We start from the raw sequence: 20143 nt of genomic DNA on the forward strand, positions 1-20143 counted from the left end.
GAATGTGTTGCGCCTGTGTTGTTCGAAAGCGGCACATTTGTGGCTTTGCCGTGTTTTCAGGCAGGCCCGGTCAGCACGCGCACACGGACGCGGCTGGCGCGTCCTGCAGAATCTACTGCAGTCACCGTGTAGAAGCCCGGCCGCTCCGGCTTCCACACCGGCGCTCCGGCATCATCCGTGTCGCACGGCCTGCCATCGATGTACCAGCTGAGCCTGCCTTCGCCCCGCCCGGCCAGAACAAAGCCGCGCGCGGCGCGCCCGTTGACCGGCCCCGCCCAAAGCTCTGCGGCCTGTGGCGGGAACAGAATCTGCGGCGGTCCGGCGTCTTCCAGGGACTTCATCGCGCCATGGGATTTCAAGAGGCGCTTCTGGCTGGTCAGCCGCATCGTCGCCTCACCTTCGTCCTGCAGGTGCTGGGCAACGCGGTCGGCCACTTCGAACAGGATCGGCAACGCCGTGTCGTGCCCGGTCTTTCCCGCGCGCGGCGCCCCGTCGGCCCGGCCCACCCAGACGATGATTGCGTGCTGGCCAGAGACACCCGCCGCCCAGGCATCCCGGAAGCCATAGGACGTACCCGTCTTGAACGCGATCTGTGGGGCATGCGCCGTCAGCGAGCCCGGCATGCGGCCTTCCGGTGTCGGCGCCTTGCGCAAAATGTCGAGCACTTCCCCGGCGCTTTCCCCGCTGACGAGACGCTTGCCGGTAGCTTCATAGTTTGCCGCTTCCTCGTCGGCGCGCCAGACCAGCGGCTTGGCGACGCCATCATCACCGAGTGCCGCATAGAGCACGGCCAGTTCGCGCGCGGTCAGCCCTGCCCCGCCCAGCGCAATGGCGAGCCCGGCTTCGTGTTCCGCCCCGCCGGAGATGCGCGGGCGGGCGCCGGCCGAAGCAAGCTGCGCGGCGAAGCGTTCCGGCCCGACCCGGTCCAGCATCGCAACGGCGGGAATGTTCAAAGAGTGCTGCAGCGCATCCGATACGCGGACATCGCCGCGGAACATGCGATCGAAGTTTTCCGGCTGGTAGGAGGCAAACCGCGTCGGCAAGTCTGCGACGCGTGTGTCCGGTGCGGCGGTGCCATCGTCGAAGGCCATGGCGTAGATGAAGGGTTTCAGAGTGGAACCGGGCGAGCGCGCCTGCGCCGTCAGGTCCAGCCAGCCACCCGGCCGGTCACGCGAGGCCGAGCCAGCCACCGCCCGTACGGCCCGCGTCGGCACATGCACGACCAGCACCGAAACCTGCACGTCTTCGCCCTCGGCTTCGGCCCGCGTCAGTGCGATCCGTTCGACTTCCGCCTGCAGGCCGGCATCGAGCGTGGAGCGGACATCTTCGCGCGGGCCTTCCGCCAGCGCCTTGGCCGTGCCGTGCCAGGCCCGGTCCGGGAAATCCCGCCGTCGTCCGGGCACGGAGAGCGTGGCGACATCCTCGACATCGCCTTTAGTGAAGACGTCATAGCGCTGGAGCTTCTCCGCCACCCAGTTGCGGGCGCGTTCGGCATTCTCTGGGTGTCGGTCCGGCCGGCGCACTTCCGGCGATTGCGGCAGGGCGATCAGCAGCGCGATCTCGTCCTTCGAGAGCTTGTCGGCCTCGTGCCCGAAATAGCTCCAGCTCGCCGCGCGTACGCCTTCAAGATTGCCGCCATAGGGCGTCAGCGACAGGTAAAGCGACAGGATCTCGTCCTTGGTGAGACGTCGCTCCAGCTGCCAGGCCCGGGCGATCTCGATCAGCTTCGAACCGATGTTGCGGTCCCGTGGTTCCAGCATGCGCGCAGTCTGCATGGTCAGGGTTGAGCCGCCGGACACGATGCGGCCAGCAAACACCGAGTCCACCGCTGCGCGGCTGAGACCCATCCAGTCAGTGCCCCGGTGCTGGTAGAAGCGCTTGTCTTCCACGCGGATCAGCGCGTCGATGAAGTCCGGATCGATGCGGTCGAGATCTCCGGCGAACCGCCAGCGGCCATCCGGCGTCGCGAAAGCGCGCAGCGGCTTGCCATCCCGGTCCGTCACGAGGGCAGACAGGCCTCCCGCCCTTTCCAGTGGCGGAGGCAGCAGCCTGTCCGCGATGACCACGGCAAGGAACAGCGCGAAGACGCCGACAAAGATCCGGCGCGCTGTCAGCATGGCCTTATCTGCCTCCTTCGGCCCCGCTCTGGGCCGGGGCGATGGTCACGCGGCCAGCCTTGGAGCGGGCGAACACGGCCGGGCGGTACATGTCCTCGGCAACGACGCCCGGGATGGCGAAGTCACCCGGTGTCACCGCGCGGGCCACATAAGCCATGGTCACCGAGTTCGAGTAGACATCGACGGCGGCCACATAGCGGTCGTCCTGCGCCTGCGCAGTCTGGACGTTTGCCAGCTGGCCCAGATAGGCGAAGGCGCCGGACTGGCCGTATTCCTGACGACCATCGGCCGGGCGCAGCACCGTCTCGATCTCGAAGCCGGCGGGCAGAAGGTCTGCCACGATCACCGGGTTCAGGCGGCGCTCCTCAGGTGAAACGGTCAGCTTCACGACCAGCTGGTCGCCCTGGGACACGCGGGCAAGATCCACCCGGCCACCGGTGAGCGTGTAGAAGGTCTTGTCGACCTTCATCTTCGAGGCGGCAGCCGGCGGCGCACTTGTCGGTGCGCCGGACACCAGCACGGTCCGGAACATCGGTGCCTTGCCGCCGAGAGTGAAGGTCACGCCTTCGCGAGCCTGCTCTTCGGTCAGGGCATATTGGCGGTCATTGTTGTTGCCGCGGCCAAGGCCTTCGACCTCAAGACGGAAGCCGTCTTCGCCAGCGCCCAGATCGTTCACCGCCTGCAGGAGGAAGGATTTCTCCTGCGTGGTCAGGCGGGACGGATCTGGCGATTCATTGCCGAGCTTTTCGGACAGGTTTTCCAGCGTGCTGGTCTGCCCGGCCTCCGCGGCGAGCGCGAGCACACCGGCCAGGTCCCGCAATGGCGTCTGGTAATAGTCGCCGGTATTGTTGTAACCGAGCGCATCTTCCGCCGCCTTGAAGGCCGAGTTCGCACGGGCCTTGTCACCCAGCTGCGCCAGCGCCGCACCGATATGGGCACGTGCCAGCGGGCTGTCGATCGACTTCAGTTCCCGGTCATGCAGGTAACGAAGGCGAGAAATGTCCGCCTTGCCTGCCTTGGCCAGCACATAGAGCGCATAGGCCGAGGACCGTTTCATCATCTGGTCGACCGTGTCGTTGGAATAGCGGCTCTCATAGACGTCCGTGTTGTAGCCATAGACCCGCCAGGCATCGCCCGTCGCAATCTGGCGCAGCGCGCCATAGGCCCGGTCCATCGCCTCGTCCGGTACGGCATAGCCGGCTTCCTTGGCACGGTAGATGAAGTCGGTCGCATAGGCGCCGAGCCAGGGCGAGGCATAGCCGTCGCCTTCGCGCCAGAGGCCGAACGCGCCGTCCGCTCCCTGACGGTTCAGCAGCGTGTTCACCGCCTCCTGCACCTTCATCTTCGGATCGTCATTCGCATCCTTCGCGCCCATGGCCACCAGCTGTTCCGAATAGAGCAGCGGCAGTGCGCGGCTGGTCGTCTGTTCGGTGCAGCCATACGGATAGCGATCCAGCGAAGCATAGAGCGTCGCCGCATCGACCGGGATGGACGAGAAGCCCACCGAGACAAAGCCGGAGCCCTGCACCAGATCCGACAGCAGGCTCGGATCAACCGAGAAGGCTTCGCCCGGCTGCATAAGTTTCGAGGACACACGCGTCACCGGCAGGTAAGGCGAACGTGTCTGGATCTGGTAGGTCCGGTTCACGGCATATTTGTCGGGGCCTTCCACATCCAGCCGGACGGTGGAAATGCCTTCATCCTCAGCCTCGACGCGGACGGGCAGGTCAGCCCGTTCGCCGGTCTTCAGCACACGGGTCAGCTTGCCGTCGGCAATCGAGACGCCTTTGGTGGCACCGACGAGGGCAGAGAATTCGCCATCGCCCAGTTCCACATTGTCGATGCTGGCAGTGAGGACGGCCTCGTCGCCCGGCGCCAGGAAGCGCGGCATGATCAGGTCTGCCGGGGCTTCATCGCGCACCGTCATGGTGGAGACGGCGGAACCGAGCCCGGTCTTCGACCAGGCGACCGCCATCAGGCGCATCTCGCCATTGAACTCCGGCACGTCGAAGCGGACCTTCGCCTTGCCGGACCGGCCGACATCAACGAGGCCAGAGAACAGTGCCACCGATTTGACCGGCACCACGGACAGGCCTTCCCCGCCCAGCTGGTCACCGCCTGTGCGCACTTCCGCCGGCAGGCCCATGTTCGGATCCAGCAGGCGGCCGTAGTCATCGTAGAGTTCCACGCCGAGCGCCTTCTTGCCATAGTAGTACGACACAGGGTCCGGGCTCTTGAACTTGGTGAGACGCAGGATGCCCTCATCCACAGCGGCCAGCGTCAGGTAGACCGGCTCGCGCGGGCCTTCGCCGATATTGACCTCGACCACCTGCTCGCCGCGTGGGCGTGCTGTCTTGGGGGCGTCGATCGACACGTCGAACGTGCGGGCTTCCATGTTGAGCGGGACATAGGTGACGCCCACGGCACGGCGCGGCTTCGCCTGCAGCACCGGATCGCGTTCGGTGAACACCGACACCATCACATAGGCACCGTCGCCCCACTCATCATTCACAGGCAGGGTCACCTGCGTGCCACCTTCCGTGACGGAGATGTTCTGTACAGAGAGCACCTTGTCGGTCGCGACCACAACCTGCGCCTGCCCGTCATAGGGCGGTACGATGGTGATCTCGGCCGTCTGGCCGGAAGCCGGCGCCCGGGCCGGGCCGGTAACCTTCACGCGGTCCGGCGCTTCGACGCCGTCATCAGAGACATAGCCGCCCCAGCCGACATAGAAATTGTCGCTGGCCGAAGTGCTGGCATCTGCATCCGTGCCTTCGATCACCAGTTCATGGCTGCCCCAGTCGAGACCGGAGACCGTGATCTCGCCCGTACCGCCTTCCGGCGTTGTGAGCACGCCTTCATTGACCTTGGTCACGGTGCGCGAGCGCCGCCAGCGCCAGCGGTCGCCGTCATTGTACCAGTCATAGTGCCAGTCGATGGCCAGGACTTTCCATGTCAGGTCCCGCGCCACGGCATTGCCGTCGGCATCCATGGCAACGACCTGATAGGTCGCATCCCCACCCCGCTCGACCGAATAGTCGAAGCCGGGTTTCAGGCCGAGATAGAGGTTCTCGGGCCGGTAAGGCACGCGCACGCTTTCCGACACGGCCCGGCCGCCTGGCTCCAGAACGGAGACGACCGTGTTCAGGCGCAGCGGCATGCCGGCATTGCTGCCTGCATTGCCGGGCTGCAGCCGGATCAGGGCATTGCCTGCACCGTCTGTCGTAACATCGTCGAATTCGAGAATGCGTTCCTGGAAATTGGAATCGTGGCGCCCGAAAGTGAAGCCTTCAAACTCCGGGAACGGATTGGGCTGGCGCTCGACACGAGCCTCGGCCTTGACGGTCAGGCCAGCGCCCGGCGCGCCATAGAGGAAGCGCGAAGACACTTCGACATCCCGCGTACCGCCCAGCTTGACCGGCGTCTCGTCATCGGCGGAAAGGTCCACCGCGATCCGCTGCGGCACGAAATCCTCAACCGAGAAACGGACCGTACCCGATGTTCCGGACAGGCCGTCCATCTGGACCTCAACCCGCCACTCGCCGCGCGAGGCACCTTTCGGCAATTCGAAATTATGCAGGACGGCTGCGGCTTCCGAGCCTTCGAAGCGGATCTTCTCGGACTGAAGGCCATTCGGGCGGTAAAGCACGAGGCTGCCGGCGCGGTCGGTCACGGCCTCCCCCGTGGAATCCCGCAGCATGGCGGTCAGCTTCACGGTCTCACCGGGGCGGTAGATCCCGCGATCCGTATACAGATAGGCATCAACAAGGCCCGGCATGCGGCGCCCACCGATTTCCTCTTCTGACAGGTCCACTGGCGCACGGGTCAGGTCCAGCGCGGCCAGCTCCCCCTTGGCGGTCAGTGCCATGATCAGTTTCGGCGCAAGATTGCCCTGGCCATTGGTCAGCTCTGCCGGGAAGACAACCCGGCCCTGCTGGTCGGAGCGGCCTTCGGACAGGATGTCATTGTTGCGCGCGATCAGCTGCACGGTCGTGTCGGAGATCGGACGGCCATCCCTCAGGGAGCGCAACGTCACGTCGATGCCGTTGCCGCCCTCATAGGCCGTGATGGCAAGGTCGGTCAGCATGATCCAGCGGCTGGTGGAAGCGGGCGGACCGACAGCTTCGCCGATGTCGTCGGCATCCTTCACGGTCACGAAATAGGCGCCCGGCTCAAGTGTGCCGATTGTGGCTTCCAGCGGGAAGACGGTGATAACCGGCGCATTCTGTTCACGGGCGACGTCCACCGTGCCCTTGAACAATTCTTCCTTCACATCATCCGGATCATCTTCGCCCCAGGTCCAGGAGTAGCTGCCCTGCGCCGTCGTGGTGCCCTGGCTGATACGCTTGAAAGCGAGCGCGCGGTCGTTGATGCGCGAGACCGTCACTTCGATTTTATCGACATTCACCGTCTCGATCGGCAGGCCGTCGGCATTCTCACGCGGCAGGATCACGCCCGTGCCCTTGAAGCCAACATAAGGCGGCCGGTCAGCGAAATCGATCGGCACGTCTTCCTGGTTTTTCAGGGTCCGGCCATCGGCAGCCGGCAGTCCGGAGAGCAATGTTGCCGTGCGCTCAGTCCCGAAAGACATGCCGCCAACGCAAAGCTCACGGCCCTCGACGCTCAGCGCCGGTTTGAAGGCCGGACGGAATTCGACATAGGGAGAATAGTCCTCTTCCGGATCCAGGGCGGCGGAGAAGACGAAACAGGCCAGCGGTTCGTCCTGGCTGGTGTCGATCCGGTAGCGGAAATAGGTGAAATCCTGCTCGCGCGCGTCCATCGCTGCCTGGCGCCGCTTTTCGCGCTGGCGAGCCGCAACGCTATCGGCAGGAGACAGCTGAACCACCGTGCCTTCTTCGCCGGCGCCCGATCTGGAGCGGTCCGTTTTGCCGCCTCCTCCGCATGCCGCGAGAATACCCACAAGCAACGCGATCAGCATTGCCTTACCGTATCCCCCCTGGCCCGGGATGAAGTGCGTCATGAACCCTCTCCTACGTGTACATGAACACTCTTACACATCTTCGCGGGGGCGCGAACAGGGCGCGAATTGGACAATTCCGACATTATTCAGGGTTTTCGCCGGTGCGGCACCGTTAAACCCGGCTTGCCAGCCGGTAAGCCCCGCGCCATCGTCGTGCCATGTGGAGCTGGCGTATCCTTGGATTGATCTCGTTCGCGTTCGGTGCGATCGGCCTGTTCCTGCCTATCTGGCCAACGACCGTGTTCTGGATCGTCGCCGCGCTCGCCTTCGCCCGCTCAAACCCGGCCTGGGCTGAATGGATCTACAACCGCCCCAAAATCGGCCCGCCGATCCGCACCTTTGTCGAGACCGGCGCGCTCAATCGGGCCGGCAAGGCGGCAGCGCTCGGCGGCATGGGCCTGTCGGCGGCCGTGATTGGCGCAGCATTCTGGAAGCGGCCTGTGCCACTGGGCATCGGCCTGTCGATTGTCGCCCTTGGCGCCCTGTTCGTGGTGACCCGCCCGCGGGCGCCTGCCGACGACTAGTCAGATCCCCTAGTTACCCAGCCCGCCATCTGTGCCCGGCAGGGGCACCTTCCCTTCCGGGGTGCGTTCGGCCTGGGAGGAATAGGCATGGGTGGCCGCCTGGGCCTTTGCCTCCTGCCGCTCGCGAAGCTCGTCCGAAAAGGCGCTGGCGAACACACCGGCCGGCAGGGCCACGACACCGATCCCCGCAATTGCAATCACGGAGGCAAACATCCGCCCCAGCGGCGTGACCGGATAGACATCGCCATAGCCGACCGTGGTCAGCGTCGCGATGGCCCACCAGATCGCCCGCGGGATTGAGGCAAAGCTTTCCTGCTTCTCCCCGCCAACCCCTTCGATGAAGTAGAGCGCCACAGCCGACACATAGACGAGCACCAGCGCCATCGCGAGTGCGGTCAGGAGCTGCGTCCCCGCGCGCTTCACCGCGGCGCCGAAAATGTCGAATGCCGGCACGAAGCGCGCAATCTTGATCAACCGGAACAGCCGCAGCACGCGCAGGGCAATCAGCGGAATGCCGAACCCGGCCAGCATCACGATCAGTTCCGGCAGGAAAGCCAGCAGGTCCGCGATGGAATAGAACCGCGTCATGTATTTCAGGCGTCCGCCGAGGCCCGCATATTTCGGGTCCAGCCCCGCCACGAAGACGCGCAGCAAATACTCCACCGCAAAGGCGGCGACGACGAAGACGTTGAATATGCTGAAAACCGTCTTCCAACCGGGCTGGGAATTCAGGGCCGGTTCGGTCTCAAGGGCCAGGAACAGGAAACTCGCCAGGACCAGCGCAACGATGAAGATATTGGTGACCGAGATGCCCCGCAGGCGCGCTTCCGGCACCAGCTCTGCGTAGAGCTTGTAGCGCAGACCGTTCTGCACCATCAGCTGCTGCACCACCATGTCCGGCCTCGCTGCGTTCCCCTTGGCTTATCCTCTTAGCACACCGCCGCAGCCTTTGGCGACGGCCGCCACGACCTTGTCCATCAGGGCCTGGATGTCTTCATCCTTCAGCTTTTCCTTCGGCTGGATCGTGAGCTCGAAGGCGACGGACTTCTTGTCTTCCGGCACGCCTTTGCCCTGATAGACGTCGAAGACTTCCACCTGGTCGATCAGCTGCTTGTCGGCGCCCTTGGCGAAACGGACAATATCCGCCGCCGGCACGGCCTCATTCACGAGGAAGGCCAGGTCCCGGCGGATCGGTGTCAGGTCCGACCGTTCGAGCACGGATTTCGTCTTTGTCGCCTTCGCCTTCATCACCGGCAGCGCGTTGAGGTTCAACTCGAAGCCGAAGGCCGGGCCTTCGACGTCCAGCTGCTTCAGCACGCCAGGGTGCAGCGCACCGAAATGCGCCACCGTCACCTTCGGGCCGAGTTTCAGCGCAGCCGCCTTCCCCGGATGCCAGTGCGGCTGGGATGGCGGGGCAACCTGGAACCGGTCTCCTGGCTGGCCGAGCGCTTCGAGCACGGCGAAGAGGTCCGCCTTGGCAGCGTAGGAATCGTAAGGCTTCGGCGCGCCCTGCCAGTGACGCTCGCTGAGCGGACGCACAAGCGCCGCAACAACCGTGCGCTGATCGTCCGGACCGTCGCCCAGATAGATCGGGCCTGCCTCGAAAAAGCGCGCGCCAGACTCGCCGCGGTTCGCCGCCCGCTGCGCCGCGCTCGCAAGGTTTGCCAGGATGGACGGGCGCATCTGATTGAGGTCACTTGCGACCGGATTGGCAACGGTGAGGCTCTCCGGCGTTTTCCCGAACAAGGCCGCATTTGCCTTCGACATGAAGCTCCAGGTCACAGCCTCGAGGAAGCCGCGCGCTGCCAGCACGCGCCGCGCCGTGCGTACGCGCTGCTGCATTGGTGTCGTGATCGCGCGGACGCCGCCTTCCGGCGCTGGCAGCGATGTCGTCGGCAGCTGGTCATAGCCGACCATGCGGGCAATCTCTTCCACGAGGTCGGCGGACTGCTCCATGTCGAACCGAAAGCTCGGCGGCATCAGGTACCAGGCTTCCCCCGCATCCTCGATGGCGAACTCCAGATCCTTCAGGATACGGCGCATGTCGGCACTCTTCACCTTGAGGCCGGTCAGGCGTTCCACGTCTGCCGGATAGAAAGTCACCTTGTCCGCCCGCGCCGGGATCATGCCGGCGACATTCGCCTTCGAGACCGTGCCGCCGCCGAACTCGGTGATCAGCGCCAGCGCGAGGTTCAGGCCATCGACACAGGATTGCGGATCGACGCCGCGCTCGAACCGATAGCGCGCATCGGAGTGAATGCCGGTTGCGCGGCCCGTTCGGGCGGTGCGCAGCGGATCGAACCAGGCGCTTTCGATGAAGACGTCGGTGGTCTCGGCCGAAACAGCCGTGGACTCGCCGCCCATCACGCCGCCAAGACCGATGGCCCCGCTGTCGTCAGCGATTACGCACATCTCTTCACCGATTTCATAGGTCTTGCCGTCGATCGCGACGAGCTTCTCGCCTTTCTTGCCGAGGCGCGCCGTGACAACGCCCTGCAGCTTCGCCGCATCATAGGCGTGCAACGGACGGGCCCGGTCCAGCGAGATGAAGTTCGTGACATCCACAAGCAAGGAGCGTGGCTGGATGCCGACAGCTTTCAACCGCTGCTGCATCCAGTCCGGCGATGGACCGTTTTTCACACCTTTGACCAGCGCGCCCGCGAACATCGGGCAGGCTTCCGGCGCTTCCAGCCTGATCTCGATCGGACAGTCGAAGCTGCCAGAGACTTTCTTCACGTCATTCGGGATGAACCGCCCTGCCCCGGCTGCAGCGAGGTCCCGCGCAATGCCCTGCACGCCTAGCCAGTCCGGCCGGTTCGGCGTAACTTCGAAATCGATCACCGGATCGGCGAGACCCAGCGCCTCTGCCGCCGGCGTGCCGAGCGGAATGGAATCGTCCAGGTCGGCGATTCCGTCATGGTCTTCGCCTGCCTCTATCTCCTTGGTGGAGCACATCATACCATGGCTTTCGACGCCCCGGATCGCGCGCGGCTTCTTGTCGAGCGCGAAGTCGAGCCCCGGAATATACGTGCCGAGCGGCGCATAGATCGCGGTCATGCCGGCGCGGGCGTTAGGCGCACCGCAGACGATTTGCTTCATGCCGTCCACGGTTTCCACCTTGCACACGCGCAGCTTGTCCGCATCCGGATGAGGCTCGGCTTCGATCACCTTGCAGACGGTGAAGTCTTTCAGCTTCTCGCGCGGATCGTGCACATCCTCGACCTCAAGGCCGGCCTTTTGCATGCACGCAAGAATATCCTCCAGCGTCGCCTTGGAGGCGATATGGTCGCTCAGCCAGGAAAGGGTGAATTTCATCGTCTATTCCAGTTCGGGATTTAATTCGTCTTGAACCTGATTGACCGGGGACAGGTTCTCAAAAACATCTTCTTCACTGCGCGTGCAGGCCTTTACCCGCCGGGCGGGGGAATTCAGGGCGAGGCCCTCGACTTCCCAGCAGCGCTGGAACACGGAGCAATAGCAGACGTTCATCGTCAGCTCGCCCCATTTTGCCGCTGTTTCCGCTTGCACGACCGCGCTTATTGACTCGGCCGGCCAGGAAATACGCAAGGCGTTGATCGTTTCCCCCGGCGCCACGGCGCGGCCCACCATGCTTGTCCATGACAGGTCATAGCCGTCCGGCAGCTCGTCACGATAGGCTTTGAGATTCTCCAGGCGCTCGCCATCTTTCAGCATGTCCACCGACTCGATCAGCGCCGGGCCGACACCGCTGTTGCGGAACCTGACACCGATCTCACGCACATGCAGGTCTGCCGAGACATAACCGTCTGCTTGCAGCACCGGATAAACAGAGCCGTGCTGCTGCGCCCGCATCACGCGGCCCTGATCCCAGGCAATGAAGACTGCTATAGCGCTGGTGATCACCGCGCAGATCGCAATCAGCATTTCAGCCTTGTTGCCGTTGCCCATGGCCGCGTCCTTAGCTCAGGCCGCCACTGACGGATGGCGTGCTCCACGGCGCGAAGCCATAATGGCGGGTCCATTGCGGATCAGCCTCGAAATACGGGCGCAGGTCCGGCATGCCGTATTTCAACATCGCCAGGCGGTCGATCCCCATACCGAAGGCGAAGCCCTGATATTCGTTCGGGTCGATGCCGCAATTGCGCAGCACGTTCGGGTGCACCATGCCGGAGCCGAGGATCTCCATCCAGCTGTCGCCGGCGCCGATCTCGATTGTCTCGCCCTTGCGGGTATATTTCACGTCCATCTCGGCCGACGGCTCCGTGAACGGAAAGAAGTGCGGGCGGAAGCGCGCTTCCACATTGTCGACTTCGAAGAAGGCTTTCACGAAGTCGATGAGGCAGCCTTTCAGGTGCCCCATATGGGTGCCCTTCTCGATGACGAGACCTTCGACCTGATGGAACATCGGCGTATGCGTTGCATCCCAGTCGTTCCGGTAGACCCGGCCCGGCACGAGGATGCGGATCGGCGGCTTCTGCTCCATCATGGTACGGATCTGCACAGGCGAGGTGTGCGTGCGCAGCACTTTCGGCGTGTCGCCTTCCTGTGCCTTCATGAAGAAGGTGTCGTGGGTCTCACGCGCCGGGTGGCCTTCCGGGAAGTTCAGCGCTGTGAAATTGTGCCAGTCGTCTTCCACGTCCGGGCCTTCGGCCACAGTGAAGCCCATATCACCGAAGATGGCGGCGACTTCCTCGAACACCTGCATCACCGGGTGCAGTGCGCCGGCATTCGGGCCGGGGGCCGGCGGCAGGGTCAGGTCCAGCTTTTCGCTGGCCAGCTGCTTTTCCAGCGCTTCGGCTTCCAGTTCGGCCTTGCGGGCGGTGATCGCATCATTCACCCGGTTTTTCAGCGCATTGAGCTTCGGGCCGTTTTCCTTGCGCTCTTCCGGGCTCATCTTGCCAAGCGAGCCCATCAGGCCGGAGACCCTGCCCTTCTTGCCGAGCTCCGCCACGCGCACCGCGTCCAGCGTTTCCAGGTCACCCGCAGCAGCCACCGCCGCCAGCGCTTCGTTTTCGATGGTCGTAATATCGGACAAGGTCTTGCCCCTCATTTGGTTCCGCGGGCTTTGTAGGCGCTTCGCGGGGGGATGCAAATCTGGAAGAAACGGAAAAGCCCGGCACGATGGCCGGGCTTTCTCTCATTCGGTTCGGTGCCTGCCCTTCCGGGCGGTCACCGGCGGCGCGGGGCCTGTCAGAAAGCTTACTTGCCGGCAGCTTTCTTGCGGGCGATCCGTGCGCGCTTGGTGTTGCCAAACACGCGGACTTTCGCGCGCTTGCCGAGATTGGCCTTCCAGATCGCGTTGCGGCGCTTGACGCGCGGCTTCTTCGACGGGTGCAGCACGGAGTTCGGGGACTTCGACATGGGGTCGTTCCTGTAGCTTCAGTCTGTAAAGAGCTTAGGCGAGAGCCGCTTTGGCCTGGGCAACCAGGGCGCCGAAAGCGTCCGGGTCCTTGATGGCGATGTCCGACATGACTTTGCGGTCGACTTCGATGCCGGCTTTGGTCAGTCCGTTGATGAACTGCGAGTAGTTCATGTCCTCGTCGTGGATGCGGACAGCGGCGTTGATGCGCTGGATCCAGAGCGAGCGGAACTTCCGCTTCTTAACTTTGCGGCCGACATAGGCGTACTGGCCGGCTTCCCAGACGGACTGGTGCGCGATGCGGAACGTATTCTTGCGGCGGTTACGGAAACCCTTTGCCTGCTTCAGGATTTTCTTGTGGCGGGCGTGGGCAGGAACTTTAGCGCGGGAGCGGGGCATCTGAGCCTCCTTCTATCAAGATCAGTATTAAGTCAGCGACGGCGGCTTAGAGGCCGTACGGCAGGAACTTTTTCACACGGGCTTCATCAGCCTTGGCACCGACGGACGTGCCGCGGTTCTGGCGGATGTACTTTGCATTGTGGCTGATCAGGCGGTGACGCTTGCCAGCGACGCCGTGCTTCAGCTTGCCCGATGCGGTGATCTTGAAGCGCTTTGCAGCGGCCTTCTTGGTCTTCATCTTCGGCATTTCATTCTCCTTTTTGGTGGAGCTCGCACCCTTGCGGGCGGCCCGGTCTGTCATGAGTGGAGGGCATGCCGTTCGCCTGCACCACTCGGAAGAGGCGGCTTATGGCGGATTGGGGGAATGGAATCAAGGGGCGAAAGCGGCTGAAAATGCACTTGAAAATGCCCTACCGTGCCGCCCTGGAACGGAAAGAGCCGGCAGGGTCCGCCCCGGCCGGCTCTTCATGGTGTATACATGGTCCCTATATGGGATTCTTCATGGTGTTCAGCGTGGTGAGAGGACCATGGTCATCTGGCGGCCTTCGAGCTTCGGCTCCAGCTCCACCTTCGCCATTTCGTCGAAGTCTTCCTTCACCCGGTTCAGCAATTCCATGCCGAGATGCTGGTGCGCCATTTCCCGGCCGCGGAAGCGAAGGGTCACCTTCACCTTGTCCCCAGCTTCAAAAAAACGCGTCATCGCCTTCGCTTTGACTTCATAGTCATGCGTGTCGATGTTCGGGCGCATCTTGATTTCTTTGAGTTCGGAATTCTTCTGCTTCTTCTTCGCAGCGGCTTTCTTCTTCCGCTCTTCGAAACGCAGCTTGCCATAGTCGAGAATCTTGACGACGGGCACTTCCTGGTTCGGCGAAACTTCGACGAGATCCATGCTGGCTTCGCGCGCAGCATCAAGAGCGGCTGCCAGCGGCATCACTCCCTGTTTCTCACCGTGTTCGTCGATCAACAGGACCTTTGCGGCCTTGATGTCGTCATTGGTGCGCGGTCCCTTATCCTTCTGGGGCGCTTCATTCATTGGTCTGCGAGCTATAGCCGATCTCCTTTGTGGCTGTTCTCAGGATGCCTGAATATGCCTGTGGTTGCGGGCATATTCAAGGAAAAGCGCACTCGGCAAAATTTGCGGTGCGGTCAAGTGGGAAGCACACCCAGCGCCAGAATTGACCGCCAGACAGTGTCGACTTCCAATTCCGCGAGCGTCGGTGCCGAATTGATGATCGGCGAACGGGCCCCGCGCGGCGCTGCGTGGTCAGGATTGCTTTCATTGGTGGCAAACAGGGCAACCCCCGGCGCGCCGGCAATCGCGGCCATGTGCATCGGGCCGGTATCGTTGCCGACGACGAAGGCAGCTTTCTCGGCCAGGGTCACGATCTGGAACAGGTCCGTCCGGGTCACGAGGCTCTTTGCCCGCTTCTCGAGCTTCAGAATGTCCTGCGCGATCTTGCCCTCGGCCTTGCCGCCGATAATGGCCGGGGTCACGCCTGCGTCGGCGATCCGTTTGGCCAGTTCGGCGAACCGTTCCACCGGCCAGCGCTTGGCTTCCCGGTGCTCGGAGGCCCCCGGAATCAGCAGCATATAGGGCTGTTCCAGCCCGAAAAAGGCCGGCTGAAGGCGTGGGGCATCGCGCAGTTTCGGGCGCACCCAGCTGAGGTCCGGCTTCGGGAAGTTCTGGCGGTTCCAGCGTCCGTCCGGCGCGACGCCTGCCACGGCCAGCTGCTCGGCCAGCCGATCGATCGAGTGCATGGTCGCCCGGTCCGGATTGTCGTGGAAGAAGGCCGCCTTCTCATGATGGCCGGACCAGAGCGGCGCCTTGCCCGTGCGGCTCAGCGCCGTGAAATAGTTCTTTGTCCGGCCGGAGGTCTGGAAGTCATAGATGATGTCGTATTTCGACTTGCGGATCCGGTTCAGCAGCGCGGTCGTTGCCTTCATCGTGGGCGGGCGGCCATCGGTCTCGATCCGGTCGAAATATGGGCAATGGCTGGCGAAATCCTCAAAAGGCGGCGTCGTCAGCAGCGTGATCCGGGCGGAAGGGTGAAACTCGCGCACGGCTTTCATGGCACCGAGCGCCAGCACGAAGTCGCCGAGCGCGCTCAGCTTGATGACCAGAACTTCCTTGGCGCCAGCCCCCGGATTGACCGGGCTGGCGAGCTTTGCGGTTTTTGCCATGCCTACCTCGTCGGTCCCCTAACCGATCAGGCGCTTATAGACGCCGAGGGTAGCCATCTGAAGCCCCCGCTTGGAGAAATGGCTGCGGACATGTGCCTGCCCGGCCTTGCCCATACCGCCGCGGGCTGTCTTTCCGACCGCCAGAAGCGCCCGGATCGCGCCCGCAAGGGCCGCGGCATCGCCCGGCTGGAAGCGCGCGCCGGTTTCTCCGTCCAGCACGGTTTCGCGCCCGCCGCCATGGTCCGACACGATCACCGGCCGCGCCATGGCCGAGGCTTCCGCCGCCACACGCCCAAAGGCTTCCGGCCGCGTCGACGGTGCCATCACGATGTCGCTGGCAAGGTAAGCTGCCGGCATATCGGTCTCATGGCCGACGACCAGAACCTGCCCGTCCAGCTGCAGGCGGCGGATCGTGTCATAGATCCGGCCCTCATAGGCATCGCGTCCCTGCGCATCCCCCGCCAGGACGAGCACCAGCCCTTCCCGCTCCTCTGGCGCCAGCAGGCCCAGCGCCTCAATGGCCAGAAGCTGGCCTTTCCACTCCGTCAGCCGCCCCGGCAGGAACAGGGTCAGGCGCTTGTCGTCTTTGAGACCCCAGCGGGCGCGGACAGCATCGATCCGCGCCGGTGTTACAGCGCCGGGATAGAACGCTTCGAGATCCACCCCGCGGGGTATGGTCACAATCTTTTCCAGCGGCACGCCATGTACGCGCTGCACGTGTTCGGCAATCCACTGGGAATTGGCGATCACCAGCTCGCCCTTGGCCATCACGGAGTTGTACTTCCGCTTGAGGCCTTCTTCGCCCGAATAGGCGCCATGATAGGTGGTCACGAAGGGCACGCCCATCGCTTTTGCGGCGGCATAGGCACTCCACGCCGGCGCGCGGGACCGGGCATGGACAAGGTTTACGCCCTCATTCCGGATGATCCGCTTCAGCTTGCCTTCATTGGCCTTCAGCACCAGCGGGTTCTTGGATTTGGCGTCCATGCGGAACAGCTCGCCACCGAGCTTTTCGAATTCGCCTTCCAGGCGACCGCCGCGACTGGCCAGCAGTGCCCGGCCGCCCGCCTCAACGATGGCTTCGGTCACTTCCAGAACGGTGCGCTCCACGCCGCCTGCTGAAAGTTCGGGGGCGACCTGCAGGATCGTCTTTCCGGTCATATCGGGGAGAGGTTCCAAGTCGCGTGCCACCCATTCGCTTGACAGGCGAGAGAGATGGCGGAACGGACAGACTATGACAACCGAACATTTCATCTCTCCTCACGGCAGACAGCTGGCCTATCGCCGTTTCGCCCCTGCCCGCAGCGATCTCACCTATGTGTGGCTGTGCGGGTTCAAGTCCGACATCACCGGCTCGAAGGTCATGTGCGTGGAAAAATGGGCAAAAGAGACCGGCCACGGCTTTCTCGCCTTCGACTATTCCGGCCACGGCGAATCAGGCGGCGCGTTCGAAGACGGCACGATTTCCCGGTGGCGCGAAGATGCGCTGGACGCGATCGACGCGCTGACAGACGGGCCGCTGGTCCTGGTCGGCTCCAGCATGGGCGGCTGGATGGCGCTACTCTCCGGCCTCGCCCGGCGCGAGCGACTGGCCGGCATGGTGCTGATCGCGCCCGCGCCGGATTTCACCGAAAAGCTGATGTGGCCGGAATTCACGCCCCGCCAGCAGGAAGAGATCATGGAGCACGGGCTGACCCTGCGCCCATCAGACTATGGCGACCCCTACCCCATCACGAAGGCGCTGATTGAAGATGGCCGGGGCTGGCAGCTCCTCGACGAGACCATCGACCTCGAATGCCCCGTGCGCATCCTGCAGGGCGCCGAAGACCCGGACGTGCCATGGCGCCACGCCTTCCGGCTGGTCGAGGCGATGAGTTCGAAAGATCTCGTCTTCACCCTGATCAAGGATGGCGACCACCGCCTCTCCCGCGATCAGGACATTGCCCGCCTGCTGGCGACCTGTGCAGAAATTGCAGGTATTACAAATCAGTAAGCGCCGACGGATTGGCTGAGTGGGGCCGTTCCAGCCGGGATAACAACCGGCAGGAAGGCCTCTCTCATGTTCGAACCCCGCCCGGCAGCTTTGTCTGTCACCTGCACCCTCGTCAGCATTCTCCTGATCGCGGCCTGCACCTCACGCCCACCCCCACGCGGCGGCCAGCCCGGTGGTCCGCCCGGCGGCGGCAGCCCCGGCGGACAGGCGACAAGCCTGAATGGCGGACAGGTCGCCCGGCCCATCGCACTCCTCTTCACTGGCATGGACACCGGCCACGACTATGCCATTGGCCCGGCTGAACTGACGGCTGGCATCTCGGCGGAGTGGGCGCACCTTCCTGTCAGCGCACGCGGCACCGTTCCGGCAGTTGCCATGTCGGACTGGGCCGAGACCGCGCTCGGCAATCCGGAAGCCCTGCCCAATCACATCGCCTTCGACGTGAACCTTGATGGACAGGTCAGCGAAGAGGAATTCCGCACCCGCCTGACTGACGAGTTCGACCATCTGGACCGCGACCATGACGGGCTGCTGACCCGAGCCGAAATGCTGATGGATGTGCCGCTTCGCTCACAAGGCGGTGGCGCCGGCATGCCGGGTGGCGGACGCCCGCCCGGTGGAGGTGGTGGCCGCCCGCCACGCTGATCAGGCCTGTGTCAGGCACCCATGCGGTCCAGCCACCACTGATTCATCTGCCAGATCGACTTCTCCAGCGGCGACAGCGGCCCGGCGCGGGACAGCGGCGCGTTGAGGCCAGCCCAGACAAGGTCGTTCGCGGCGATGTCTTCCTCGTGCACGCCCCGGATGGAAGCCTCGGCCCCGTCCACGATCGCATCGTAATCCTCCATGCCCCGCATCCAGTCCGGGAAGCAGAGGTGGATCTTCAGGTCCAACTGGTCTTCGGCCAGCGGGGTCATCTGGTACCAGGCCATGAACGGTCCCTGCACGGCCAGCATCAGGCCGGGAAAGGCGATAGCGGCGATCAGGTCGCGCAACTGCCAGTCTTCAAGGCCCGGCACAGGCGGCTGTGGCGCGTCCCGGTCGGCGGCCGGCATGTGCAGGATGGACCAGGGCTGGTCCGTATCCGGCACCTGCGAGTCGCGGGCGTGGTATCCCGGCTCCAGCGTCTTGGAGTGCGTGGCGATGTGGTGGTAGGCCTCCATGAAATTCTCGGCGAGCACCTTCCAGTTCCAGCCATGGGCATAGTCCAGCGTCCGCGCCACCACGAACCCGCCGAGATTGTAGTTCGCGAAATAATCCGTAAAGCCGCTGACCTGCGGCGCGAAGGCCGGCGCGTCGGCGTCCAGCGTCGCCATGACGAAACCTTCCCAGATTTCGGAGCGAATCTCGCGCAGGCCGTGGTCTGCAGGGTCGAACCCCTCCGCGCCTTCCATCAATGGCGCGCGGACGAGGCTGCCTTTCGTGTCATAGGACCAGGCATGGTAGGGGCAGGTGAACAGCTTGCGGCAGCCCTGCCCATTGGCCACCAGCGCGGCCCGGTGGCGGCAAACACGCGACAGCACACGCACGGCGCCATCCTCCCCGCGCACCACCATCACCGGCTCGCCCGCGAGTTCGGCGGAGAGATAGTCCCCCGCCCCCGGCACCTGATCCACCCGCGCCAGCGGCAGCCAGCTGCGTGCCAGAACACGGGCCTTCTCGACATGCCAGAGCCCCGCATCCGTATAAGCGGCGGGCGGCAGGGTACGGGCTTCGGCCAGCGGCCTGCGGCTCGCAGCGACGTCGGCGGGGGAGAGAAATTCCTGAGTCATGCGCCACCCTCATAAAAGATGACGCATGCGTCAAGTTTTCTGGCATCAAGTTCTAACGGAAATCCGGAGAAATCAGTGCGTCGCGGCACCGTCCTCGTCCCGATGCTCCAGCCTGACGAGCCGGGCCAGCATGCCACGCGCGGCGATGGCGGGCGCGGTGGTGCGCACTTCGTCCGTCATCGCCTGCATGCGATAGCGCGTCGTCAGCAGGTGGCCATCGGTGTCATAGCTGCCTTTGTAAGTCTTGCCTTCGATCTCGATTTCGATCGGGGTCGCCATGGGTGTCCTCCAATTTTTTATGGAAAGGATTCTTGTGTCCTTTCCTGGGGCGAAGTCTAACATGGGCGGCGAGATGTCCAAATTATTGATCGTTTATCATTCCCGCACCGGTGGTACGCGCCAGATGGCCGAGGCCGCCTTCGCAGCCGCACAAGAAGAAGCCGACGCCGTGCTGATGCGCGCAGAAGATGCAATGCCGGAAGACCTGCTGGCCGCCGATGGCTATCTCTTCGCCGGGCCGGAAAACCTCGCCGCGCTCTCCGGCGCGATGAAGGAATTCTTCGACCGCTGCTATTACCCCGTGCTCGGACAAATCGAGGGCCGCCCCTACGCCCTGATGATCTGCGCGGGTTCTGACGGCGAAGGCGCTGCCCGTCAGGCGGCCCGCATCGCCAAAGGCTGGCGCCTCCGTGACGTGCAGCCGCCCCTCATCGTCAACACCAGCGCTCAGACTCCGGAGGAGATCCTCGCGGAGAAGACCATCCCGGAATCGAAGCTGGAAAAATGCCGCGAACTCGGCGCCGCGCTCGGCGCGGGGATCAAGATGGGAGTATTCTGA

At 64.0% G+C, this 20143-nt stretch carries 18 protein-coding genes; 4 read left to right on the top strand and 14 right to left on the bottom strand.

The window, feature by feature from the left end; genetic code table 11:
• Window positions 1-56: 56 nt before the first annotated feature.
• Together pbpC and HY26_RS14530 are read right to left on the bottom strand one after the other, a co-directional pair.
• The gene (gene pbpC / locus HY26_RS14525; RefSeq protein ID WP_112073915.1) at window positions 57-2117 is read right to left on the bottom strand and encodes a penicillin-binding protein 1C; all 2061 of its coding nucleotides are present in this window, start codon (window positions 2115-2117) and stop codon (window positions 57-59) included.
• A gap of 4 nt (window positions 2118-2121) precedes the next feature.
• Complete coding sequence (locus HY26_RS14530; protein ID WP_112073916.1) at window positions 2122-7098, bottom strand: alpha-2-macroglobulin; 4977 nt, start codon at window positions 7096-7098, stop codon at window positions 2122-2124.
• 158 nt (window positions 7099-7256) lie between these two features.
• Here HY26_RS14530 and HY26_RS14535 point away from each other — a divergent pair, with 158 nt between their 5' ends.
• A complete protein-coding gene (locus tag HY26_RS14535) occupies window positions 7257-7622 on the top strand; it encodes a YbaN family protein (RefSeq protein WP_034761778.1) in 366 nt (121 codons plus the stop codon).
• Window positions 7623-7631: 9 nt separating this feature from the next.
• On the opposite strand, the gene HY26_RS14540 is transcribed toward HY26_RS14535, so the two are convergent.
• From HY26_RS14540 to HY26_RS14580, 10 genes are all read right to left on the bottom strand, one after another.
• A complete protein-coding gene (locus HY26_RS14540) occupies window positions 7632-8516 on the bottom strand; it encodes an ion transporter (protein ID WP_233348585.1) in 885 nt (294 codons plus the stop codon).
• Between the two features lie 27 nt (window positions 8517-8543).
• The gene (pheT, locus tag HY26_RS14545; protein ID WP_112073917.1) at window positions 8544-10937 is read right to left on the bottom strand and encodes a phenylalanine--tRNA ligase subunit beta; all 2394 of its coding nucleotides are present in this window, start codon (window positions 10935-10937) and stop codon (window positions 8544-8546) included.
• A gap of 3 nt (window positions 10938-10940) precedes the next feature.
• Window positions 10941-11549, bottom strand: a complete 609-nt coding sequence (locus HY26_RS14550; protein WP_034761774.1) for a hypothetical protein — start codon at window positions 11547-11549, stop codon at window positions 10941-10943.
• A 10-nt stretch (window positions 11550-11559) separates the two neighbouring features.
• A complete protein-coding gene (gene pheS / locus HY26_RS14555; RefSeq protein ID WP_034762493.1) occupies window positions 11560-12636 on the bottom strand; it encodes a phenylalanine--tRNA ligase subunit alpha in 1077 nt (358 codons plus the stop codon).
• A 164-nt stretch (window positions 12637-12800) separates the two neighbouring features.
• On the bottom strand, window positions 12801-12962 hold the full coding sequence (locus tag HY26_RS19050) for a hypothetical protein (protein ID WP_158531517.1): 162 nt from the start codon (window positions 12960-12962) through the stop codon (window positions 12801-12803).
• Window positions 12963-12996: 34 nt separating this feature from the next.
• Entirely contained in the window at window positions 12997-13359 is a 363-nt protein-coding gene (gene rplT / locus HY26_RS14560; RefSeq protein WP_034761773.1) for a 50S ribosomal protein L20, read from the bottom strand.
• Window positions 13360-13405: 46 nt separating this feature from the next.
• Window positions 13406-13606, bottom strand: coding sequence for a 50S ribosomal protein L35 (gene rpmI, locus HY26_RS14565; RefSeq protein ID WP_034762490.1), 201 nt, complete (start codon window positions 13604-13606; stop codon window positions 13406-13408).
• 261 nt (window positions 13607-13867) lie between these two features.
• Window positions 13868-14392 carry a translation initiation factor IF-3 gene (infC, locus tag HY26_RS14570; protein WP_034761771.1) on the bottom strand — a complete coding sequence of 175 codons (525 nt, stop codon included), beginning with the start codon at window positions 14390-14392 and terminating at the stop codon, window positions 13868-13870.
• A gap of 113 nt (window positions 14393-14505) precedes the next feature.
• Window positions 14506-15540 carry a glycosyltransferase family 9 protein gene (locus HY26_RS14575; RefSeq protein ID WP_112073918.1) on the bottom strand — a complete coding sequence of 345 codons (1035 nt, stop codon included), beginning with the start codon at window positions 15538-15540 and terminating at the stop codon, window positions 14506-14508.
• 18 nt (window positions 15541-15558) lie between these two features.
• A complete protein-coding gene (locus HY26_RS14580) occupies window positions 15559-16701 on the bottom strand; it encodes a glycosyltransferase family 4 protein (protein WP_034761770.1) in 1143 nt (380 codons plus the stop codon).
• A 73-nt stretch (window positions 16702-16774) separates the two neighbouring features.
• Between HY26_RS14580 and HY26_RS14585 the strand changes: the two genes are divergently transcribed.
• A complete protein-coding gene (locus HY26_RS14585) occupies window positions 16775-17533 on the top strand; it encodes a carboxylesterase (protein WP_034761768.1) in 759 nt (252 codons plus the stop codon).
• A gap of 66 nt (window positions 17534-17599) precedes the next feature.
• A complete protein-coding gene (locus tag HY26_RS14590) occupies window positions 17600-18178 on the top strand; it encodes an EF-hand domain-containing protein (protein ID WP_034761766.1) in 579 nt (192 codons plus the stop codon).
• 11 nt (window positions 18179-18189) lie between these two features.
• Here HY26_RS14590 and HY26_RS14595 read toward each other — a convergent pair whose 3' ends face one another.
• Together HY26_RS14595 and HY26_RS14600 are read right to left on the bottom strand one after the other, a co-directional pair.
• Window positions 18190-19305, bottom strand: coding sequence for an aromatic ring-hydroxylating dioxygenase subunit alpha (locus HY26_RS14595; protein ID WP_112073919.1), 1116 nt, complete (start codon window positions 19303-19305; stop codon window positions 18190-18192).
• A 72-nt stretch (window positions 19306-19377) separates the two neighbouring features.
• Window positions 19378-19584, bottom strand: coding sequence for a hypothetical protein (locus tag HY26_RS14600; protein WP_034761765.1), 207 nt, complete (start codon window positions 19582-19584; stop codon window positions 19378-19380).
• Window positions 19585-19657: 73 nt separating this feature from the next.
• On the opposite strand from HY26_RS14600, the gene HY26_RS14605 reads away from it, so the two are divergent.
• On the top strand, window positions 19658-20143 hold the full coding sequence (locus HY26_RS14605) for a flavodoxin family protein (RefSeq protein ID WP_034762479.1): 486 nt from the start codon (window positions 19658-19660) through the stop codon (window positions 20141-20143).

The organism is Hyphomonas sp. GM-8P, assembly GCF_003263315.1.
Lineage (GTDB): Bacteria > Pseudomonadota > Alphaproteobacteria > Caulobacterales > Hyphomonadaceae > Hyphomonas.

Excerpts from the sequence above, each read along its gene's own strand:
- HY26_RS14540 (WP_233348585.1), bottom strand. The coding sequence starts at position 8,516 with ATGGTGGTGCAGCAGCTGATGGTGCAGAACGGTCTGCGCTACAAGCTC.
- HY26_RS14530 (WP_112073916.1), bottom strand. The coding sequence starts at position 7,098 with ATGACGCACTTCATCCCGGGCCAGGGGGGATACGGTAAGGCAATGCTG.
- HY26_RS14590 (WP_034761766.1), top strand. The coding sequence starts at position 17,600 with ATGTTCGAACCCCGCCCGGCAGCTTTGTCTGTCACCTGCACCCTCGTC.
- HY26_RS14550 (WP_034761774.1), bottom strand. The coding sequence starts at position 11,549 with ATGGGCAACGGCAACAAGGCTGAAATGCTGATTGCGATCTGCGCGGTG.
- pbpC (WP_112073915.1), bottom strand. The coding sequence starts at position 2,117 with ATGCTGACAGCGCGCCGGATCTTTGTCGGCGTCTTCGCGCTGTTCCTT.
- HY26_RS14600 (WP_034761765.1), bottom strand. The coding sequence starts at position 19,584 with ATGGCGACCCCGATCGAAATCGAGATCGAAGGCAAGACTTACAAAGGC.
- rpmI (WP_034762490.1), bottom strand. The coding sequence starts at position 13,606 with ATGCCGAAGATGAAGACCAAGAAGGCCGCTGCAAAGCGCTTCAAGATC.
- HY26_RS14595 (WP_112073919.1), bottom strand. The coding sequence starts at position 19,305 with ATGACTCAGGAATTTCTCTCCCCCGCCGACGTCGCTGCGAGCCGCAGG.
- infC (WP_034761771.1), bottom strand. The coding sequence starts at position 14,392 with ATGAATGAAGCGCCCCAGAAGGATAAGGGACCGCGCACCAATGACGAC.
- HY26_RS14575 (WP_112073918.1), bottom strand. The coding sequence starts at position 15,540 with ATGGCAAAAACCGCAAAGCTCGCCAGCCCGGTCAATCCGGGGGCTGGC.
- HY26_RS19050 (WP_158531517.1), bottom strand. The coding sequence starts at position 12,962 with ATGTCGAAGTCCCCGAACTCCGTGCTGCACCCGTCGAAGAAGCCGCGC.
- HY26_RS14605 (WP_034762479.1), top strand. The coding sequence starts at position 19,658 with ATGTCCAAATTATTGATCGTTTATCATTCCCGCACCGGTGGTACGCGC.
- HY26_RS14585 (WP_034761768.1), top strand. The coding sequence starts at position 16,775 with ATGACAACCGAACATTTCATCTCTCCTCACGGCAGACAGCTGGCCTAT.
- HY26_RS14535 (WP_034761778.1), top strand. The coding sequence starts at position 7,257 with ATGTGGAGCTGGCGTATCCTTGGATTGATCTCGTTCGCGTTCGGTGCG.
- HY26_RS14580 (WP_034761770.1), bottom strand. The coding sequence starts at position 16,701 with ATGACCGGAAAGACGATCCTGCAGGTCGCCCCCGAACTTTCAGCAGGC.
- rplT (WP_034761773.1), bottom strand. The coding sequence starts at position 13,359 with ATGCCCCGCTCCCGCGCTAAAGTTCCTGCCCACGCCCGCCACAAGAAA.
- pheT (WP_112073917.1), bottom strand. The coding sequence starts at position 10,937 with ATGAAATTCACCCTTTCCTGGCTGAGCGACCATATCGCCTCCAAGGCG.